The sequence below is a fragment of the Mycobacterium shunyiense genome, from assembly GCF_058270035.1.
This window is the reverse complement of the sequence record NZ_JBZDPT010000019.1, coordinates 370,205-385,794: the sequence shown is the minus strand read 5'-3', so window position 1 is coordinate 385,794 and position 15,590 is coordinate 370,205. Positions and strand designations below refer to the sequence as shown.

General features: G+C 64.5%; 16 protein-coding genes. 9 read left to right on the top strand and 7 right to left on the bottom strand.

Annotated elements, in window-relative coordinates; genetic code table 11:
* Positions 1–75: 75 nt before the first annotated feature.
* Positions 76–693 carry a TetR/AcrR family transcriptional regulator C-terminal ligand-binding domain-containing protein gene (locus tag AC4ELS_RS14040; RefSeq protein ID WP_499047807.1) on the bottom strand — a complete coding sequence of 206 codons (618 nt, stop codon included), beginning with the start codon at positions 691–693 and terminating at the stop codon, positions 76–78.
* Positions 694–896: 203 nt separating this feature from the next.
* Between AC4ELS_RS14040 and AC4ELS_RS14035 the strand changes: the two genes are divergently transcribed.
* The 5 genes from AC4ELS_RS14035 (at position 897) to AC4ELS_RS14015 (ending at position 4,748) form a co-directional block, all read left to right on the top strand.
* Complete coding sequence (locus AC4ELS_RS14035; protein WP_499047805.1) at positions 897–1,292, top strand: VOC family protein; 396 nt, start codon at positions 897–899, stop codon at positions 1,290–1,292.
* Positions 1,293–1,416: 124 nt separating this feature from the next.
* On the top strand, positions 1,417–1,929 hold the full coding sequence (locus AC4ELS_RS14030) for a TetR/AcrR family transcriptional regulator (RefSeq protein WP_499047804.1): 513 nt from the start codon (positions 1,417–1,419) through the stop codon (positions 1,927–1,929).
* A 101-nt stretch (positions 1,930–2,030) separates the two neighbouring features.
* Positions 2,031–2,906, top strand: coding sequence for a phytanoyl-CoA dioxygenase family protein (locus tag AC4ELS_RS14025; protein WP_498886102.1), 876 nt, complete (start codon positions 2,031–2,033; stop codon positions 2,904–2,906).
* Positions 2,903–3,832: an LLM class flavin-dependent oxidoreductase gene (locus AC4ELS_RS14020; protein ID WP_499047802.1), complete on the top strand. Its 930-nt coding sequence runs from the start codon at positions 2,903–2,905 to the stop codon at positions 3,830–3,832. Before AC4ELS_RS14025 ends, AC4ELS_RS14020 begins: the two co-directional genes overlap by 4 nt.
* Before the next feature lie 43 nt (positions 3,833–3,875).
* The gene (locus AC4ELS_RS14015) at positions 3,876–4,748 is read left to right on the top strand and encodes a phytanoyl-CoA dioxygenase family protein (protein ID WP_499047801.1); all 873 of its coding nucleotides are present in this window, start codon (positions 3,876–3,878) and stop codon (positions 4,746–4,748) included.
* Here the strand turns inward: AC4ELS_RS14015 and AC4ELS_RS14010 are convergent.
* From AC4ELS_RS14010 to AC4ELS_RS14000, 3 genes are read right to left on the bottom strand one after another with little or no spacing between them, the layout of a single operon-like run.
* Complete coding sequence (locus tag AC4ELS_RS14010; protein ID WP_499047799.1) at positions 4,741–7,119, bottom strand: PEP/pyruvate-binding domain-containing protein; 2,379 nt, start codon at positions 7,117–7,119, stop codon at positions 4,741–4,743. The two genes, AC4ELS_RS14015 and AC4ELS_RS14010, sit on opposite strands and share 8 nt — an antisense overlap.
* 3 nt (positions 7,120–7,122) lie before the next feature.
* On the bottom strand, positions 7,123–8,100 hold the full coding sequence (locus tag AC4ELS_RS14005) for a TIGR03617 family F420-dependent LLM class oxidoreductase (protein ID WP_448444056.1): 978 nt from the start codon (positions 8,098–8,100) through the stop codon (positions 7,123–7,125).
* A complete protein-coding gene (locus tag AC4ELS_RS14000) occupies positions 8,097–9,224 on the bottom strand; it encodes an Rv3169 family protein (RefSeq protein WP_448444054.1) in 1,128 nt (375 codons plus the stop codon). The genes AC4ELS_RS14005 and AC4ELS_RS14000 overlap by 4 nt, the downstream gene beginning before the upstream one ends.
* Before the next feature lie 43 nt (positions 9,225–9,267).
* Here AC4ELS_RS14000 and AC4ELS_RS13995 point away from each other — a divergent pair, with 43 nt between their 5' ends.
* Positions 9,268–9,912 carry a TetR-like C-terminal domain-containing protein gene (locus AC4ELS_RS13995; RefSeq protein WP_448444052.1) on the top strand — a complete coding sequence of 215 codons (645 nt, stop codon included), beginning with the start codon at positions 9,268–9,270 and terminating at the stop codon, positions 9,910–9,912.
* Positions 9,913–9,929: 17 nt separating this feature from the next.
* On the opposite strand, the gene AC4ELS_RS13990 is transcribed toward AC4ELS_RS13995, so the two are convergent.
* The 3 genes from AC4ELS_RS13990 to AC4ELS_RS13980 are packed head-to-tail and all read right to left on the bottom strand — an operon-like array spanning position 9,930 to position 12,238.
* On the bottom strand, positions 9,930–10,919 hold the full coding sequence (locus AC4ELS_RS13990; RefSeq protein ID WP_448444050.1) for an LLM class flavin-dependent oxidoreductase: 990 nt from the start codon (positions 10,917–10,919) through the stop codon (positions 9,930–9,932).
* Positions 10,916–11,302: a nuclear transport factor 2 family protein gene (locus AC4ELS_RS13985; protein ID WP_448444048.1), complete on the bottom strand. Its 387-nt coding sequence runs from the start codon at positions 11,300–11,302 to the stop codon at positions 10,916–10,918. Before AC4ELS_RS13985 ends, AC4ELS_RS13990 begins: the two co-directional genes overlap by 4 nt.
* Before the next feature lie 9 nt (positions 11,303–11,311).
* Positions 11,312–12,238 carry a helix-turn-helix domain-containing protein gene (locus AC4ELS_RS13980; protein WP_499047796.1) on the bottom strand — a complete coding sequence of 309 codons (927 nt, stop codon included), beginning with the start codon at positions 12,236–12,238 and terminating at the stop codon, positions 11,312–11,314.
* Positions 12,239–12,296: 58 nt separating this feature from the next.
* On the opposite strand from AC4ELS_RS13980, the gene AC4ELS_RS13975 reads away from it, so the two are divergent.
* Genes AC4ELS_RS13975 through AC4ELS_RS13965 form a run of 3 tightly spaced genes read left to right on the top strand, consistent with a single transcriptional unit; the run spans position 12,297 to position 15,540 of the window.
* On the top strand, positions 12,297–13,544 hold the full coding sequence (locus AC4ELS_RS13975) for a sulfotransferase family protein (protein ID WP_448444044.1): 1,248 nt from the start codon (positions 12,297–12,299) through the stop codon (positions 13,542–13,544).
* Positions 13,544–14,794 carry an MBL fold metallo-hydrolase gene (locus AC4ELS_RS13970; RefSeq protein WP_498886092.1) on the top strand — a complete coding sequence of 417 codons (1,251 nt, stop codon included), beginning with the start codon at positions 13,544–13,546 and terminating at the stop codon, positions 14,792–14,794. Before AC4ELS_RS13975 ends, AC4ELS_RS13970 begins: the two co-directional genes overlap by 1 nt.
* Positions 14,791–15,540, top strand: a complete 750-nt coding sequence (locus AC4ELS_RS13965) for an SDR family NAD(P)-dependent oxidoreductase (protein ID WP_448444040.1) — start codon at positions 14,791–14,793, stop codon at positions 15,538–15,540. The genes AC4ELS_RS13970 and AC4ELS_RS13965 overlap by 4 nt, the downstream gene beginning before the upstream one ends.
* Positions 15,541–15,590: the final 50 nt, after the last annotated feature.

Below are 15,590 nucleotides of genomic sequence, written 5' to 3'. Positions count from 1 at the left end.
AAATTTCGAACGTGGAGGTGACCGCTGATCGGGACACGAATTCAAGACGCCACCAGGGACGTAGCGGTCGTTTGCTCAGCTGCGCGCAGGTGCCGTTGCGCGGCAGACCAGTGCCACGAGGGAGTCGATCTCCTCGTGCGTAAGAGCTCGACCCTCGAAGAGGGAGATGGACACCGCCGGTGCCAACATCATCTGAAGCACGATGGCCGGATCCACGCCGGGGTCCACCTCGCCTCGGCCGATAGCGCGTCCGATCATCGCGAACCAATGGGGGAGATCATTCCGGTACCAGCCCATCATCGCGTCGTTCAGGGACGGGTATCGATCGGAAATCATCGTGGCCATGAGCCCGCGTTCGACGGGATCGGCTGCGAGCGAGCCGAGTTGGGTGATAAGCGCACGAACATCGCTCTCCCACGCACCGGTGTCCGGGGCATCCGTGCGGTGACGGGCATGGAATGCGAGGGCATCGTTCAGCAGCTCTGTAGAGGTGGGCCACCATCGGTATACGGTGCCGCGGTTCACCCCTGAGCGTTCGGCAACCTCGGCGATCGGCAGCTCGACCTTCCCCTCGGTCAGCAGATCCAGACATGCACGCATCACCGATTCACGGACCCGCTCGCTACGTCCGCCGGGCCGAACCCGTGACTTGCCAGCCGAATCCGTCGCGTTGCGACGCGTTGGCGTGCCCATTTTCCTCGACCTCGTAGATCCTCAGACTCTGCCGGGCGCCTGGCGCGCGTCGGTAAAACCAGCCTAGTAATGCCGTTGTCCTCGGTCTATGGAGCATGGCGCGGGCCCGCGATGTCGTCAAATCGCTGGTTCCGCGCTCGCATTAAAGCAACGATGTGTTGCTATAGTGGCCGCCTCCGGCTATCGAAGACAAGGAAGAAAGAATGGAAAGCGACAAGGCGCACTTCAGTCACACCAAGCTCGTCGTCGACGATCTTGAGCGTTGCGCGGACTTCTATCGCGAGGTCTGCGGGATGGTCGAACTCGGGCGGGCCGAGGCGACGATGAACGGCCGTAGCGGCTCCGAGATCATGTTTGCGCCCGCCGACGATGGCGGGCCGATGTTTGTCTTGGTGAAGTTCCACGGCGCGCCTGCGCCGCAGAGCGCTGACGTTCTTCTGGGCTTCATGACTTCCGATCTGGAGGCCTTCTGCGCGCGTGTCGCCGCCGCGGGCGGGCAGGTCGCGCAGGGAATCACCGAGATCCCCGAGCACGGCGCGAGGGCGGCCTTTGCCACGGACGTAGAGGGAAACGTCCTCGAAGTGCTGCAACTCCTGTAGGGCTGAGTCGCAGGTGGCTACGAGCGATGTTCGGCCCAGGGGGCCTTCCCGTGGGCGCATCCGACCGGGCGGGCGGAGTCAGCGGGTCCGTGAATCTGTTCTGCGCGCGTGTCTTGATCTGCTGGTGGAAGGGGCTGTCGAGCTTTCTGTATCCCAGGTTGCCGAGCGGTCGGGAGTGAACCGCGGCACGGTTTACCGGTGGTGGCCCACCTCGACAGACTTGCTCACCGATGCCGTGGCCTTCCATTGGGACTACCGCATGGCGCCTCCGGACATGGGCTCCTGGGAGGGCGATGTCCGCTGGGTCATGACCGAGGTCTCTGAACTGGTGGGAGAGCCTGTCGAACGGGCAATCATGGTGGCGGTGGCCACGGGGAAACACCCAGACTTCAACGAACTCATCATGGACGCGTGGCGGAGGTCGCTGCCGCAATGGTTCGCGATGGTCGAGCGCGCCGTGGCGCGAGGCGAGGTCCGCCCCGATGTTGATCCATATGGCGTCTTGACCCTCATGATGACGCCCTTTATCGCAATGGCATTGCTGGGCGGTATGGAGACATCGCCGCAGCGATTGGAGTCGTTGATCTCGCTGGTCTTGCGGGCCACTGTCCCCAACCTCCCGCTGGGTGGACACTAAAGCAACGAAGTGTTGTATTAAACGGAACGCCGGTGATACGTTCGCCCCCGACGGGCGCCCCTTCCATCTCGGTCGCCAAATCCTCGAAGAAAGGGATCTCTATGAGTGCTTCCAGCGAGTTGTCCACGCTGACGACGTTGCCGGCATCGGCCACCGCGGCCCAGATCAAGGAGATCACCGACCGCGATGGCGGGGTGATCGTCAAGGACGTGCTTTCAGCGGACTTGCTGGCACGGATCAATGCGGACGTGGACCCCTACCTGGTGGGGATGGATCCGGTCCGGGACTTCGGTGCTATGCCGGGCGGTGGCTTCATGCCGAACACAAAACGGCTCGAGGGTCTCGTGGCGAAGAGTGACGCTGTCGTCGAGGCGATACTCGATGACCGGTACCAGGGCTGGGTCGCTTCGGTTCTGACCTGGGGGACGGACCACCAGTACAGTGCCGGGCAGGTCATCGAGATCGGCCCGGGCGAGCCTGCCCAGACTCTCCACCGAGATGACCTCACCTGGCCGGAGTTGGCTGGTGGGCCGCACGACATCATGGCGAGTTGTATGTTCGCGCTCACGGACTTCACGGAGGAGTCGGGCGCCACCCGGGTGGTCCTCGGCAGTCACCGCCCCGACTGCGAGCTCGACCCGTTTGCGCTCGACGTCGACCGGGACACGATCCCGGTGGTGATGGAAGCCGGTAGCGCTTTCTTCTTCACGGGCAAGCTGATTCACGGTGGCGGCGCCAACCGCACCACCGACTACTACCGCCGCGGCATGTCCCTGACCTGCTCGCATGGCTGGATGAAGCCGGAGGAGGCCCAGACCCTGGCGGTATCCCTGGAACGAGCGCGGGTTCTTCCGAAGCGCATGCGTGAGCTGTGTGGCTTCACGGGCTATTTTCCGTACGGGGTGGATGCGGGGATTTGTTCGCACCGCCTTGACATGATCGACCCCTACAAGGTGCTCTTCGGCGAGGACCGTTGAGCACCGCACCGACGGCGGTCCCCGGTCTACGTATCGGAATGGGCCTGCCGACCCACTTTCCTCATGGACGTGAGACGGAGCTGGCGTGGTACCGCAAGATTGACGAGGGGCCGTGGGACGGCCTCGCCACGTGGGATCGCGTGCTTTCTCCGGTCAGTTGGTCGGTCGTTCCGCAGCTCGCCGCTGCGGCAGCGATGACGGAACGGGTGAGGTTGTGGACCGACGTCGTCGCGCTCCCGGTGCGGGAGCCGGTGCTGTTCGCCAAGGACCTGGCGACCATCGACGTACTGTCGGGCGGACGTCTGACTGTCGGGGTCGGGATCGGCGCGTGGGATGAGGATTACCTCGCAGTCGGTAGCCCGCTGCACCGCAAGCGTCAACGCATGGACGAGGCTGTGGCGGCGATGCGCCGGGTTTGGGCCCAAGAGCCTCCCGTGCCAGGGCACCATCCGGTAGGGCCGGTGCCTGCGCAGGACTGCGGTATTCCACTGGTCGCGGGTGTGTACGGACCGAAAGCGCTTGCACGAGCGGCGAAGTGGGCGGACGGGGTCAGCGACCCGGCACATTCACTTCACTTCGACCCCGAGGAATTGGCCGCGCAGCGGGAGCGTGTGGAGCAGGCATGGCGAGCCGAGGGCAGAACGGAACGCCCACACTTCTCCGCTCCGATCTGGTTCGCACTCGGCAAGGATCCGCAAGAACAGCTCAGAGACCACGTCATGGACTTCTGGGGCAGAGACGTCGGCGACGAAGGAACCGATTCGTTCTTGACAGCCCCGACCGCCGGGACGTTGAACTGCGGAGCTGAGGGCCTGCTCACTGCGGTGAATGCCGCGCGCGATGCAGGTCTCGACGAGCTCAGGCTCATCCCGACGACGGCCGACCCCCAAGAGATCGACCGAGCGCGAGAAGTGCTCGGCATTTAGCCCGATCGCACGGTCGGAATACCTTCGAGAAGCGAGAATTTCAGTGAATCTAGAAACCTTGAGGCCTGACTGCGCCGTCGAAGATATCGTCGCGGCGATCGAGCGGGATGGCGCCTGCATCGTGCGTGACGTCCTCTCATCGGAGGAACTGGCGCGCCTCGACGCCGACGTGAAGCCACTGATCGAGCTGACCGAGCCCAGCGGCGACGAGTGGGCCGGACTTAAGACGAAACGCACCGGGGGCCTGGTTGCGCTGTGCCCCGCATCCCGTCCAGTCGTCATGCACCCGCTCGTGCTGAGTGCGGCCAATGCAGTGCTCGGGCCGTACTGTGAGCGGATTCAACTCAACTTGACGCAGCTCATCACCATCCTTCCTGGCCAGCCGGCGCAGCCGTTGCACCGGGATCGGTTCGTCTGGGGTGGGCGGGGAACCGGTTTCGAAGGCAGCGGAGGTCTGCCGCGATCGATCGAGCCACAGTTCAACGCGATCTGGGCTCTGAACGACTTCACGGCCGAGAACGGTGCCACCGCTGTCGTTCCCGGCAGCCATCGATGGGAATTCGACGGTTCGGAAGCGCAGCGTGCCGCAGAGCCGGGTGAATGTGTGCAGGCCGAGATGTCTCGCGGATCGGTCGTCCTCTACACAGGATCGGTCATTCACGGTGGTGGTGAGAACCGGTCGAGGGGGATGCGGATCGGCATGAACGTCACGTATTCACTGGCTTGGCTGCGCCAAGAGGAGAACCAGTTCCTGTCGTGCCCGCCCGATATCGCGAAAGACCTTGATCCCGACCTCACCGACTTGCTGGGTTACACGATGGGCAACTTCGCTTTCGGATTCTGCACGGATCCCAAGATGGAGAGACCTGCTTCGAGCCTTCCCGAGGCAGTTCTCGGACGTTGGCCGCTCAACTAGACGCGAGTCGAGTGATCAGGCCTCGGTCGCCGTCCACCTTGACGCGATCGCCGGTTTTGAGCACCTGTGTGGCCACCAGGGTGTTGACGACGCATGGCAGTCCATACTCCCGTGCGATGACCGCGCCATGTGATACGGAGCTGCCGATGTCGGTGACCAGTGCCGCGATCACGGTGAAGTACGGTGTCCAGCCCACGTCGGTGACGGGTGCAACGAGGATCTCCCCACGCTGCACTTCGCGTGCATCCTGGATCGATTTCGCCACGCGTACAGTGCCTTCCACGATCCCGCGGCTTGCCGGCCGTCCCGGGATCTGGTCGTCGGTGACGGCACCGGCTGGTCGGGCCAGGATGGGTGCGGGCCGTCCGACCGAGACGTCCTCGAACTCCAGGGACTGCTGGAAGGCCAGCGCATCACGGCGCTGCTGCGCACGCTGCACGAGGTCTGCGATGTCACCGTCGCCCACCACCAGGGGCAGCTCCGCGCGATCGAAGAAGAAGACCAGATCGGCATCGGGAAGGCGCCCGGAGTCGGCCAGCACCTCACCCAGGTGGCGGTAACCGAGCTTGAGTCGATGCGCCATCAGCGCCATCTTCGACTTGGTCTCCTCCCGTCCGCGGGCACCGCCCCGGGCCAGACGCGCAAGCAGCCTGACCGTCCGCGACCCCGGAGTTTCCACGCGTTTGCGAATTGGTCTCTCGCCGACGGAATCACGCGCAGCCTGCACCATGACCTGCATCATCGAGCCGAGCCCCTCAGCGTCCTCGGCCCACGCGGGGTCTCGCATGCACAGCTCGCGGTATCCACGGTGACCGTGTCGAATCAGGAACTGCCGCACCGCCGCACCACCGCGGCTCTCGCCGTTCCGTAGTCGGGTCAGAGCGTCCGACGGCGCCTCGGAGAGAAACCGCTCCGCGGTCACGTCGTCGGCGGCGATCTCTCGTACCACCGCGTGCAGTTCGTCGACCATCACGGCACTCTCGACGTCGCTGGCACCCGCCATGAGCCGGACGGCCTCGGCCTGACCCTCGTTCTCGTCGCGTCCGCTCTTGACGGCACTACGCACCAGATAGCTCTCCAGCACGTTCGCGCCCACCGCAGCGCGGGAGGAGGATCGAACGTGGACCAGCGTGACGTGACAGTACAGGTCGACACCGGACTCCAGCTGCTGGAGAACCGTTTTGGCGTCGCGACTGGTGGGGATGGGAAACGCGGCGATCTGATCACCGAGCCGCCGGATCGCCGGCCCGGCGGACAGCGCATGGGACGTGAGCCGAACCGTGTTGATCAGCTTGGAGACAAACGGCTTTGGTGGTTTTGCCTCCAGTTCGTCGATGACCCGCCCGCAGATCGACATCGAGAACTGCTCCAACGAGTTTCCGAGAATCCCCGAACTCAGTGCCGTCCCCTCGGTCATGTTCAAGAACATGTGTCCGTAGAAGTAACCCACTTGGAGCCATTGCCTGTCGTAGCGTTCCTGCGCCCGTGCCACCACCTGGGTCATCTGCATCGCGTAGTCGATCGCATGTCCGGACACCGATGCGGTGAGCGGACAGAACGCCCCCGGCATCATCTCGCCGATATTGCATCGTGTGTAGACGTGCGTGGGGCCTGCCACCGGGGTGTCCATCTCGTTGAGGTCCCCCGGCAGCGTGGTGATCGGCCGTGCCTGAAGCCAGCGCAGCTGCCCGGCCTGGTCGATCGCCCACTCCAGATCCATTGGCCTGCCCCAGTGCTGCGCCGCTCGCAACGCACCGGCGCGAATGTCGGCGACATCCTCGTCGGACAGGACGGGCTCCTCTCCGACCTCGCGCACCACCTGGGTGCCGTCTGACGTCAGCACCAAATGGTCAGAGACGGCGGATCCGTCGACGAGTGCTTCGCCAAGGCCGGCGATGGCATCGATGACCATGAGATCCCGACGGCCGGTCGCCGGGTCCGCGGTGAAGACCACTCCCGCCGCCCGGGCATCGACCATCTGTTGAACGACCACGTGCATCGTCGCAGCGTCTTGGCCGGCGTAGGACGAGGCTCGTTCGGACCCGACGGAGGCAACGCACCGGCGGACAGCCGCGACGAAGTCCTCGATCGAATCGACGCCGAGCACGGTGTCGTACTGCCCGGCGAACGACTGCTGGGCGCCGTCCTCTCCGGTGGCCGAGGACCTGACGGCCACCGGTGACGCACCTGTGTCCTGCATCCGGCTGAACCGGTCTGTCACAGTATCCGGAAGGGTATGCAGGGCAGCCTGGGCGATGACGAAACCCGTTGGGACGGATAGTCCGAGACGTGTCAGCTCGGCCAACCCGAGTGCCTTGCCGCCGAACCGGTCGTCGACGATGTCGTCGAACTCAATTGTTGTGGTGTGCATTCCTCAGCCCAACGCGTCGATGATCTCGGCCAGCGCCTCCACGGCGATGGGCCCGGGTTGATAGAGACAGATCCGGTCCGAGACGCCGTCCACGCGGTCCCGGATGTGCGCGGCCACCTCGGACGGTGTGCCGCAGGCGGCGATCGTGTGCAGCACCTCGTCATCGATCAACGTGGCCATCTCCTGCCACCGCCCCTGCTTGGACATGGCGTTCAGCTCGGGTTGCAGGTCACCCCAGCCGTGCGCATCCAGCACCGGCCGGTAGGCGGGTGTGGAGCCGTAGAAGGCCAGCAGCATCCGCGTCGACGTGTGATCCTCACCCACCGACACGATGATCTCCGGTACCACCGCGAAGTCGCCGGTGTCTCGGCCCGCGGCGGTCAACCCCTCCAGAACGGCCGGCATGGTCTTCTCGTGCAGGAAGCGCTTCGATCCGAACGGCATCACGAGCAGGCCGTCGGCCACTTCGGCTGTGGCCCGGGTCATTCGCGGGCCCAGCGCTCCAAGATAGATCGGCGGCGGCCCGAACGGGTTCGGCCCGGGGTTGAACGTCGGTGTCATCAGGGTGTGGTGGAAGAAGTCACCGCGGAAGTCGAGTCGCTCGCCGTCGTTCCAGGCGGCGAAGATCGCGCGCAGCGCGCCGACCATCTCCTTGATCCGTGCCACCGGGTGGTCGAACTCGGTGCCGTAGCGTTTCTCGATCTGCGCGCGAATCTGGGTGCCGAGGCCGAGGATGAAACGCCCCTCGGAGATCTCCTGGAGGTCGTTCGCCTGATGGGCCAGCTGGATCGGGTTGCGGGGCAACGCAATCGCCACATTGGTCATCAGATCGAGGCCCTTGCCCGCCGATGCCAGCACCAGCGGGGTGAAGACCTCTCGCGGGCCTTCGAAGGTGAAGACGCCGGAGGCCCCGGCCTCCCGCAGGAGTCCTGCCCGTTCGGCCGCATCGGTCGGACCGAACAGGGCTGTCATAACCTTCACTGTGCTGCCCCGGCCACGACATCGGTCCAGTCGTGGAGCCCCGACGGGTGGTGCGGGCCGATGACGGCGTGTTCGAACAGTCCCGCGCCTACGTGCGTGCTGCCGTCCGCGTCGGTGAAGACAGCCCGACCGACGTGGTCGATCAGGCTGAAGGGGGCGCGCGCGAGGACGTCGGGATCGGTCATGTCGTAGGAGACGCGTTCGGTGAAGGGCCCGCCCTTCCACGTCCCGTGCGCCCAGGACGAATCCCCGCCGTACCCGGACCCGAAGGCGATGGGCGCGAACAGCTTCGACTCGACGTCGAGTTGCAGTCGATCTCCCGACCGCGTCATCATCTCGATGTGCGCGCCGTGGGGGATTCGGGTGCCTGGCGTGTAGTGGATGGTCGCGCGCACCCCGTCGAGCTGTTCGACCCTGCCGTCCGGCCACCGCCGGGTGCAGTCGTACAGGCTGCGATGCCCATCCGGGTCCTCCTGGATGATCAGGAAGATCTGATAGTCGTCGAATGCCAGCGGAAGATAGAGCCACCACATTCCGCCGAATGCGGTGTCCGGTCGGCCCGACGGCTCCGGCTCACCGATGGGTCGGATTCCCCACGACCTGTCGCGGCTGCCCACCGTTTTGGTCGAGTCGACATTCAGGCGGTCGCCGTCGACGTCGATCCAACCGTCCCACGTGCCGAGTTGTGCAAAACGGCATGCCTGCAACGTCACTCGTCGCTCGGAGTGCATCTGATGCGGGTGTTCCAGAGCGGCCGGGAAAAGGCCACGCCAGCGGAGGTCAACCTCGATACCCTCGGTTTTCGTCACCGTCAGGTGTAGTTCCTGCAGGGGTTCGACGACGTCGAGCCGGTATCCGTTGACGTTCTGATGGAGGCGGTCGCCGTCAATCGCGTCGCTGAAGCGGACGGCGGTCTGGGTGCCTCCTCGCCGGATGACGACGTATGCGTCCTTGACGCCGAGTCGGGGGTAGTAGCCGATCCCGGTCAGCGCCATGAAACGTCCGTCGCGATCGAGCACATTGAAGTACGAGCGATCGTAGAAGTTGCGATCCGAGGTGGCCGGGGCGCTGATGGGCACCGGCGCCTGATGGATCGGGTACTCGTCGAGCGGACTCAGAAACACGCGGCACTCCCAATATCGATACGATGCGAGTTATATTGTAATTATGAGAACAGATCGACCCGGCGATGACAAGGGTGCAGTCCGGTCGTCCGCTGGTCGGCCGCGCGACACCAAGATCGATGCCGCGATCATCCAAGCGACTCGCGATCTACTGCTCGAGACGGGCTACTCGGCACTGTCGTTGTCTGCGATCGCGACTCGCGCAGGTACCACGACCGCTGCCATCTACCGGCGCTGGTCGGGCAAGGCGCAGCTTGTTCACGAAGCGATACTGCCGGACGAGGCCATGGCCATGCCGAGTGCTTCTGGGGACGCCACGGGGGACATCAGGGCGCTGGTTGAGGCGACACGCACCATGTTCGACCGCCCCGAGGTCCGGGTCGCACTACCGGCGTTGATCGCCGATACTGTCGCCGATCCGGATGTGCACAGCCGAATGATCTCTCGATTCGCCGGCAGTCTCGCGACCTTCCGCACCAGACTCGACCAGACGACCGGACTGCCCAGCGACGACTTGCCCACCAACGAAGGCGAACTCCCGCTACTCGCCGAAGTCGTTGTCGGCAGCGCGATCTTCCGCATCATCGTGCGGCATGACGCCCCGCTGGACGCGGCGTGGGTGGACGACCTGACCAACCTGATCAGCTACGGTTGGACCTCGATGTCGCGGGGTTCGGCTTCTCGGTAGGCGTAGCGAAGCGAACGTCAGTCCAATCGCGGCAGGACTTCGTCGGTCAGCAGCTGTACCGACTTCCACGCTTCGTCGATCGGCATACCCCCGACGAGGGGGTGCAGGACGAGCGCCCCGTAATCAGGGCAATCGCGGACTTCGGCAACCAGTTCGTCCGGTGTCAGGAAGCGGTACCTGCCCGAAGCTCGCACTTCCTCGAGGCTCTGAACGCCGGGCAGGTGCATCGATGACAGTGCCCTGTCACGCGACCACGCACCGTAGGTCACGGCCTCCCACAGGATGTGGTCACCGAACTCCTGCCAGGCCTTGTCCGGATCCTCGCAAAGGTAAACCATGCCGCGATTGACGGCCGCGGGCATGATCAGCAGCGGCTCGACATCAGCCTCCGCACATAGTTCCCCGTAGTACCGAGCCAGGTCTGGCTGATATGCCGGCAAGCTGAGCCCGAGCCCGAACCGCACGGCGCGGCGCGCGGTTGCACGTACCCCGCCGCCGACATAGAGCGGTGGATGTGGCTTGGTCCACGTGGCAGTTGCCAGGCACGCAGTCGGATCGCCTTCCACGATCGAGCTGCCGGACCACGCTGCCAACATGGTGTGCAGCAGGTGGTCCATCAACGGCGCACGTTGGCTGAAATCCGCACCCAGCGCATCGTATTCGACTTCGCGATATCCCAGTCCGACGGTGGTGAGCAATCTTCCACCGCTCACGGTGTCGACGAATGCGATGTCTTCGGCCAGCCGTACAGGGTTCCAGAGCGGTCCCAGTGCGCAGTCGATGCTGAGGAAGAGGTTCTGGGTGCGCTGCAGGAACAGAGCCGCCGCCATGACCGGGTTGCTGCTCCAGCCGTGCCCAGTGACGTGGTGTTCATCGATGCTGACGGCAGCGACGCCGCGTTGGTCGCCCCACTCTGCCAGTTCCATTGCCGCCGAGATGATCTCGCGTCTAGAGGTGGGATCACCTCCGGGTGAGGCGAAGTTGAAACGAAGAATCGGTACGGTCATCCTGCTGCCTGGATGTCCGATGCGGCGAAGAAAGACCTGACCGAGGTGATCTTGCCGTCGGCGTCGAAGGTCATGGTGTCGATCGGCTCGAGTTGCAACGGTCCGTCGCCGGCATCGAAGGCAATCCGAAACTGAAACGCGGCCTCTTGCCTGCAGACGCGCAGCGACTGAAGCGTGGTCGTCCGTTCAAGGGCGCCCAGAGCCGAAAAGAACTCTCGGATCTCGGTCGATCCCACGCGGGGTGTTGTGCCCACCGGATCTTCGACGCTGGCTCCGTCGGCGAAGAGCTCGAGGATCTGATCGGCGCTGCCCGTTGCTATCAGGTGCAGGTACCGGTGCACCGTCTCGGTGATGGTTGCGGTCAGGTCAGGGGTTTCGGTCATGGGTGAACGTTAGGAGCGGATGACGGGTACCGGAGACTCATGTTCCGTTGAGCGGCACAATGTCTCGACCTCGCGGGCGAACTCGACCACGCCGGCGCCGACCGCTTCGAGCTCCTGGCGGCTGAGCGTCCGGTACGGCTGCGCCGAGACGGTCATGACGACCGTGTCGGTGGCGTCGAAGATCGGAGCTGAGATGGTTGCAAGAGGTGTCGCATCCGGTTCGTCAGTCGGTAGCTGATCGACCACGGTCAGATCGGCCACGGCGGCGGCCAGACGCGTGGACAACGGCCCGGGCGGTGAGCCGCTGTCGAGTGCCTTCAGCGCCGTGAACACTTGCAGGAGCGGATCGCTTAGACGCTCGATGCCGTAGCCCCGGACTCGAATCTCTTCTAGCACCTGACTGATTCGCCGGCGAAAGGCCGGGTTGACCGAGCCTGCTGCAGCGATCCAGTCCGCGCGTGCGGACGCCGGTGCCCAGGCGACGAATTCGCGGCCGAAGGGGGCGACGAAGGGAAGCCGCACACCGGCGGGCACGGGTATACGGGTGCCGGGCGCAGCAGCGGACTCGACGACGACGATGGTGCGGTCGTCGAGTGCGGAGATGCACATCGGCATGCCGAGCGAGACGCACAGGCGCTGAAGTGGTTCACGCAGTGAACGGGACGCCACGTTGTCGGGTCCGCCGAGTCCTGACAGCTTGGGTCCCAAGGAGAACCTCCCGCTCAGTGGGTCACGTGACACCCACTGACGAGCGCACAACGTGTGCATGATCGCGTGGCCGGTCGACCGGCTCACGTCCAGCTCACGGCATATTTCGGCCAACGTGAGCGGGTCGGTGGGTCGCTGCAGCAGCAACTCGACGATGTCCACGACCCGGGTGGTCGGGGGTGACAGGTCTTGACCCGTGGGCGCAGACGGGCCTAACTTTCCGTTCATATATTCGGAAAGCATATATCGAATATTCGACATCGATCAACATGGAGGCGTATCGGCCATGCTGGAAACCACAGTCGACGATCTGGTCTCGCCGCGTCTGACGGCAACGCAGCAAGCAGTTCTGGAGCAGGTCGTCGATCTATCCGTTGACCTTTCCCCCGGCGCCTTGATCGATGAGGCGATCGAGCGGGCGGGCGTCAGCGACTTCGGGTCCGATGACTTCCGGCCCCGCCTCGACATGTATGCGGCGGCGATCGACGCAGACGGAGGAAACACGAACCTCAATCGAATCAACCTGCGGCAAAGAATGGTTCGCTTGCTGACTCAGCGCCTGCTGCTGACGGATCTGCTGCGCCGGCATCCCGAGATCCACGACATCGAGATCGAGCGTCCCATCATCGTCGTGGGGCTTCCTCGTTCGGGGACGACCCACCTGGTCAATCTCATCGCCGCGGACCACCGCCGGCGAGCGCTGCCCTACTGGGAGTCTCAGGAACCTTTCCCGCTGAGGGGGGAAGGGCCCGGCGTCGATGGGACGGATCCTCGATTTGCCCGCTGCGCCGCGGAACACGAAGGGGCGCAGGTCATGGTCCCCTTGCTCCAGGCGATGCACGACCGGTTTCCCGCGGCCATCGAAGAAGAAGTCGAGCTGTTGGACCTGGACTTCGCCAGCTACGTCCTGGAGTGGCACGCGCGGGTCCCCTCGTGGCGGGACTTCTATTACGGCTTGGATCAGAACGAGCATTACGCGTACCTGCGCACAATCCTCAAGGCACTGACCTTCCTGCGTGGACCACGCACCTGGGTGCTGAAGTCGCCACAACACTGTGAGCAGTTGGGCCCGTTGATCAACACCTTTTCCGATGCCACTGTGGCCTTCACCCACCGAGATCCCGTCGCGGTCATCCAGTCGGCGGTGACCATGCTGGCCTACGGCGATCGCATCCGCCGCCACGACGTGGATCCCGAGTCTCTGGTCGACTACTGGACCGACCGGGTCGAGACGCTGCTGCGCGCCTGTGTGCGCGACCGCGACCTCATCCCCGCGAACCAGAGCCTCGACATCGCCTTTCACGACCTCAACGGAAAGGAGCTGACCATCCTCGAAAAACTCTATGGACACAACGGCACCGACATGACCGGTGAGGCCAAGGCGGCATTCGGTGCGTATCTCGCCGGCAATCCGCGCGGAAAGCATGGCCGAATGCGCTACGAACTCGAACGCCACTTCGGCCGCTCACCCGAGGACATCCGTTCCCGATTCGACTTCTACTTCGAGCGTTTCGACGTCAGGAAGGAACAATGATGAGCGATCTCGAGCCGATCTACCGCAGCCGCCCAGGGGCCGACTCGATTGTCGGTGCGAATGCTCCTGCAGCCCAGGAGGTTGTCCCCGGCGTCTGGTGGTCTCCGGGACTGTCGAACTCCTTCCTCATCCCGACCAGTGAGGGCCGGATCGTCGTCAACACCGGCATGGGCTTCGAAGCGCAAGTGCACCGGTCGAATTACGACGCGGTCGATTCGACGCCGATCCGCTACGTCATCCTGACCCAGGGGCACGTGGACCACGTGGGCGGAATCGACGTACTGAGCGACCCAGGCACGGACGTCATCGCGCATGCCGACTGGGTGACGTGGCGACGGGACAACGAACTGCTGGCACCCTTCCGGGCCGCGAACTCGTCGTTCGCGTGGGTCGAGAAGGTGATGTCTGCCATTGCCTACTCGACGGAGCGCTTCGGCGGTCCACCGCCTCCTCAAGGCGTGCCCACCCCGACGATCACCGTCGAGGACCGACTCGAGTTGACGCTGGGCGATCGGCGCCTGGAACTGCTCGCCACTCCCGGCGGAGAGACAACGGACAGCCTGGTGGTGTGGCTGCCCGACGAAAAGGTGTGCCTGTGCGGCAACGTCTTCGGGGCGCTCTTCGGTCATATTCCGAACCTGGTGACCTTGCGCGGCGACCGCTATCGCGACGCGCTGACGGTCATCGATTCGATCGAGCGTGTCCGGGCACTCGGAGCCGAGGTTCTGCTGACCGGTCACTTCGGCCCTATCACAGGCCGGGAACGGATCGACTGGGAATTGGGCAGGCTTCGTGACGCTGTGGCCTTCATCCACGACGAGACCGTGGCCGGCATGAACCAGGGCAAGGACGTCCGCACCCTGATGCGCGAAGTGCAGTTGCCGCCCGAGCTCGAAGTCGGACAGGGCTACGGCAAGGTGAGCTGGAACGTCCGCGCAATCTGGGAGAACTACGCCGGCTGGTTCCACCACCAATCCACCGCCGAGCTCTATCCCGATGCCGTGGAACCGGTGTCAGCACATCTGGTGGAACTCGCCGGCGCCGACGCGCTGGCTGACCGGGCCAGGGCGCTGCTGGAGGACGGTGACCCGGTCAACTCGATACGGCTCGCCGAGATGGTCACCGCGGTGCAGGACGACCACGCCGGGGCAATCGGCGTTCTGCGCGGCGCACACGAACTCCTGCTCGAAGAGAGCACCAACTTCTGGGAATCCGCCTGGTTGCGAGAAAGAATCAAGGAGCTGTCATGACGAACGACCTGACCTTCGACTTCACCGGGGCCACCGCGCTGATCACCGGTGGCACGAGCGGGATCGGGCATGTCACGGCGCTGCGGTTGCGCGACGCCGGCGCAGCGGTGACCGTCACGGGTACCAAACCCGATCCCTCCCACTATTCGGTAGAACTCGACGGCCTGTCCTATCGGCAGCTCGACGTGACGGATGTGGACGGAACCGGTGAGCTCGCAGCCGAATTCTCGACTCTGGACATCCTCGTCAACAACGCCGGCGCCAACTTCCCGGGTGGCCTGGACGAGTCGACGGCCACGGGCTTCGAGGCCTCTGTAAACGTCAATCTCCTGGCCCCGTTTCGGCTGACGACAGCGCTGCGCGGCGCCCTCAAGTGCTCAACGGCTGCCGGCGGTGCCAGCGTGGTGATGATGGCGTCGATGGCGGCGATTCGTGCCGTGGCAATGGTGCCCGGTTATGGCGCGGCCAAGGCGGGTGTCCTGTCACTGACCCGCAACCTGGCAGCACAGTGGGCGCCGGACGGAATCCGGGTCAACGCGGTGGCGCCCGGGGTGATCGAGACACCGATGACCGCCCCGATGGACTTTGTCCCCGAGGTGAAGCAGGCACAGGTCGACCACATTCCCCTGGGCCGCTTCGGAATTCCTGTTGAGATCGCCGATGTCATCTTGTTTCTGTGCACGCGCAGTGCGTCGTACTGCACGGGTTCTGCCTTCGTCGTAGACGGCGGCTACAGCGTGCAGTAGCTGCGCGCAGCCTCGACCATTCGTCAACTGACCACCAAACCAGGAGTGCA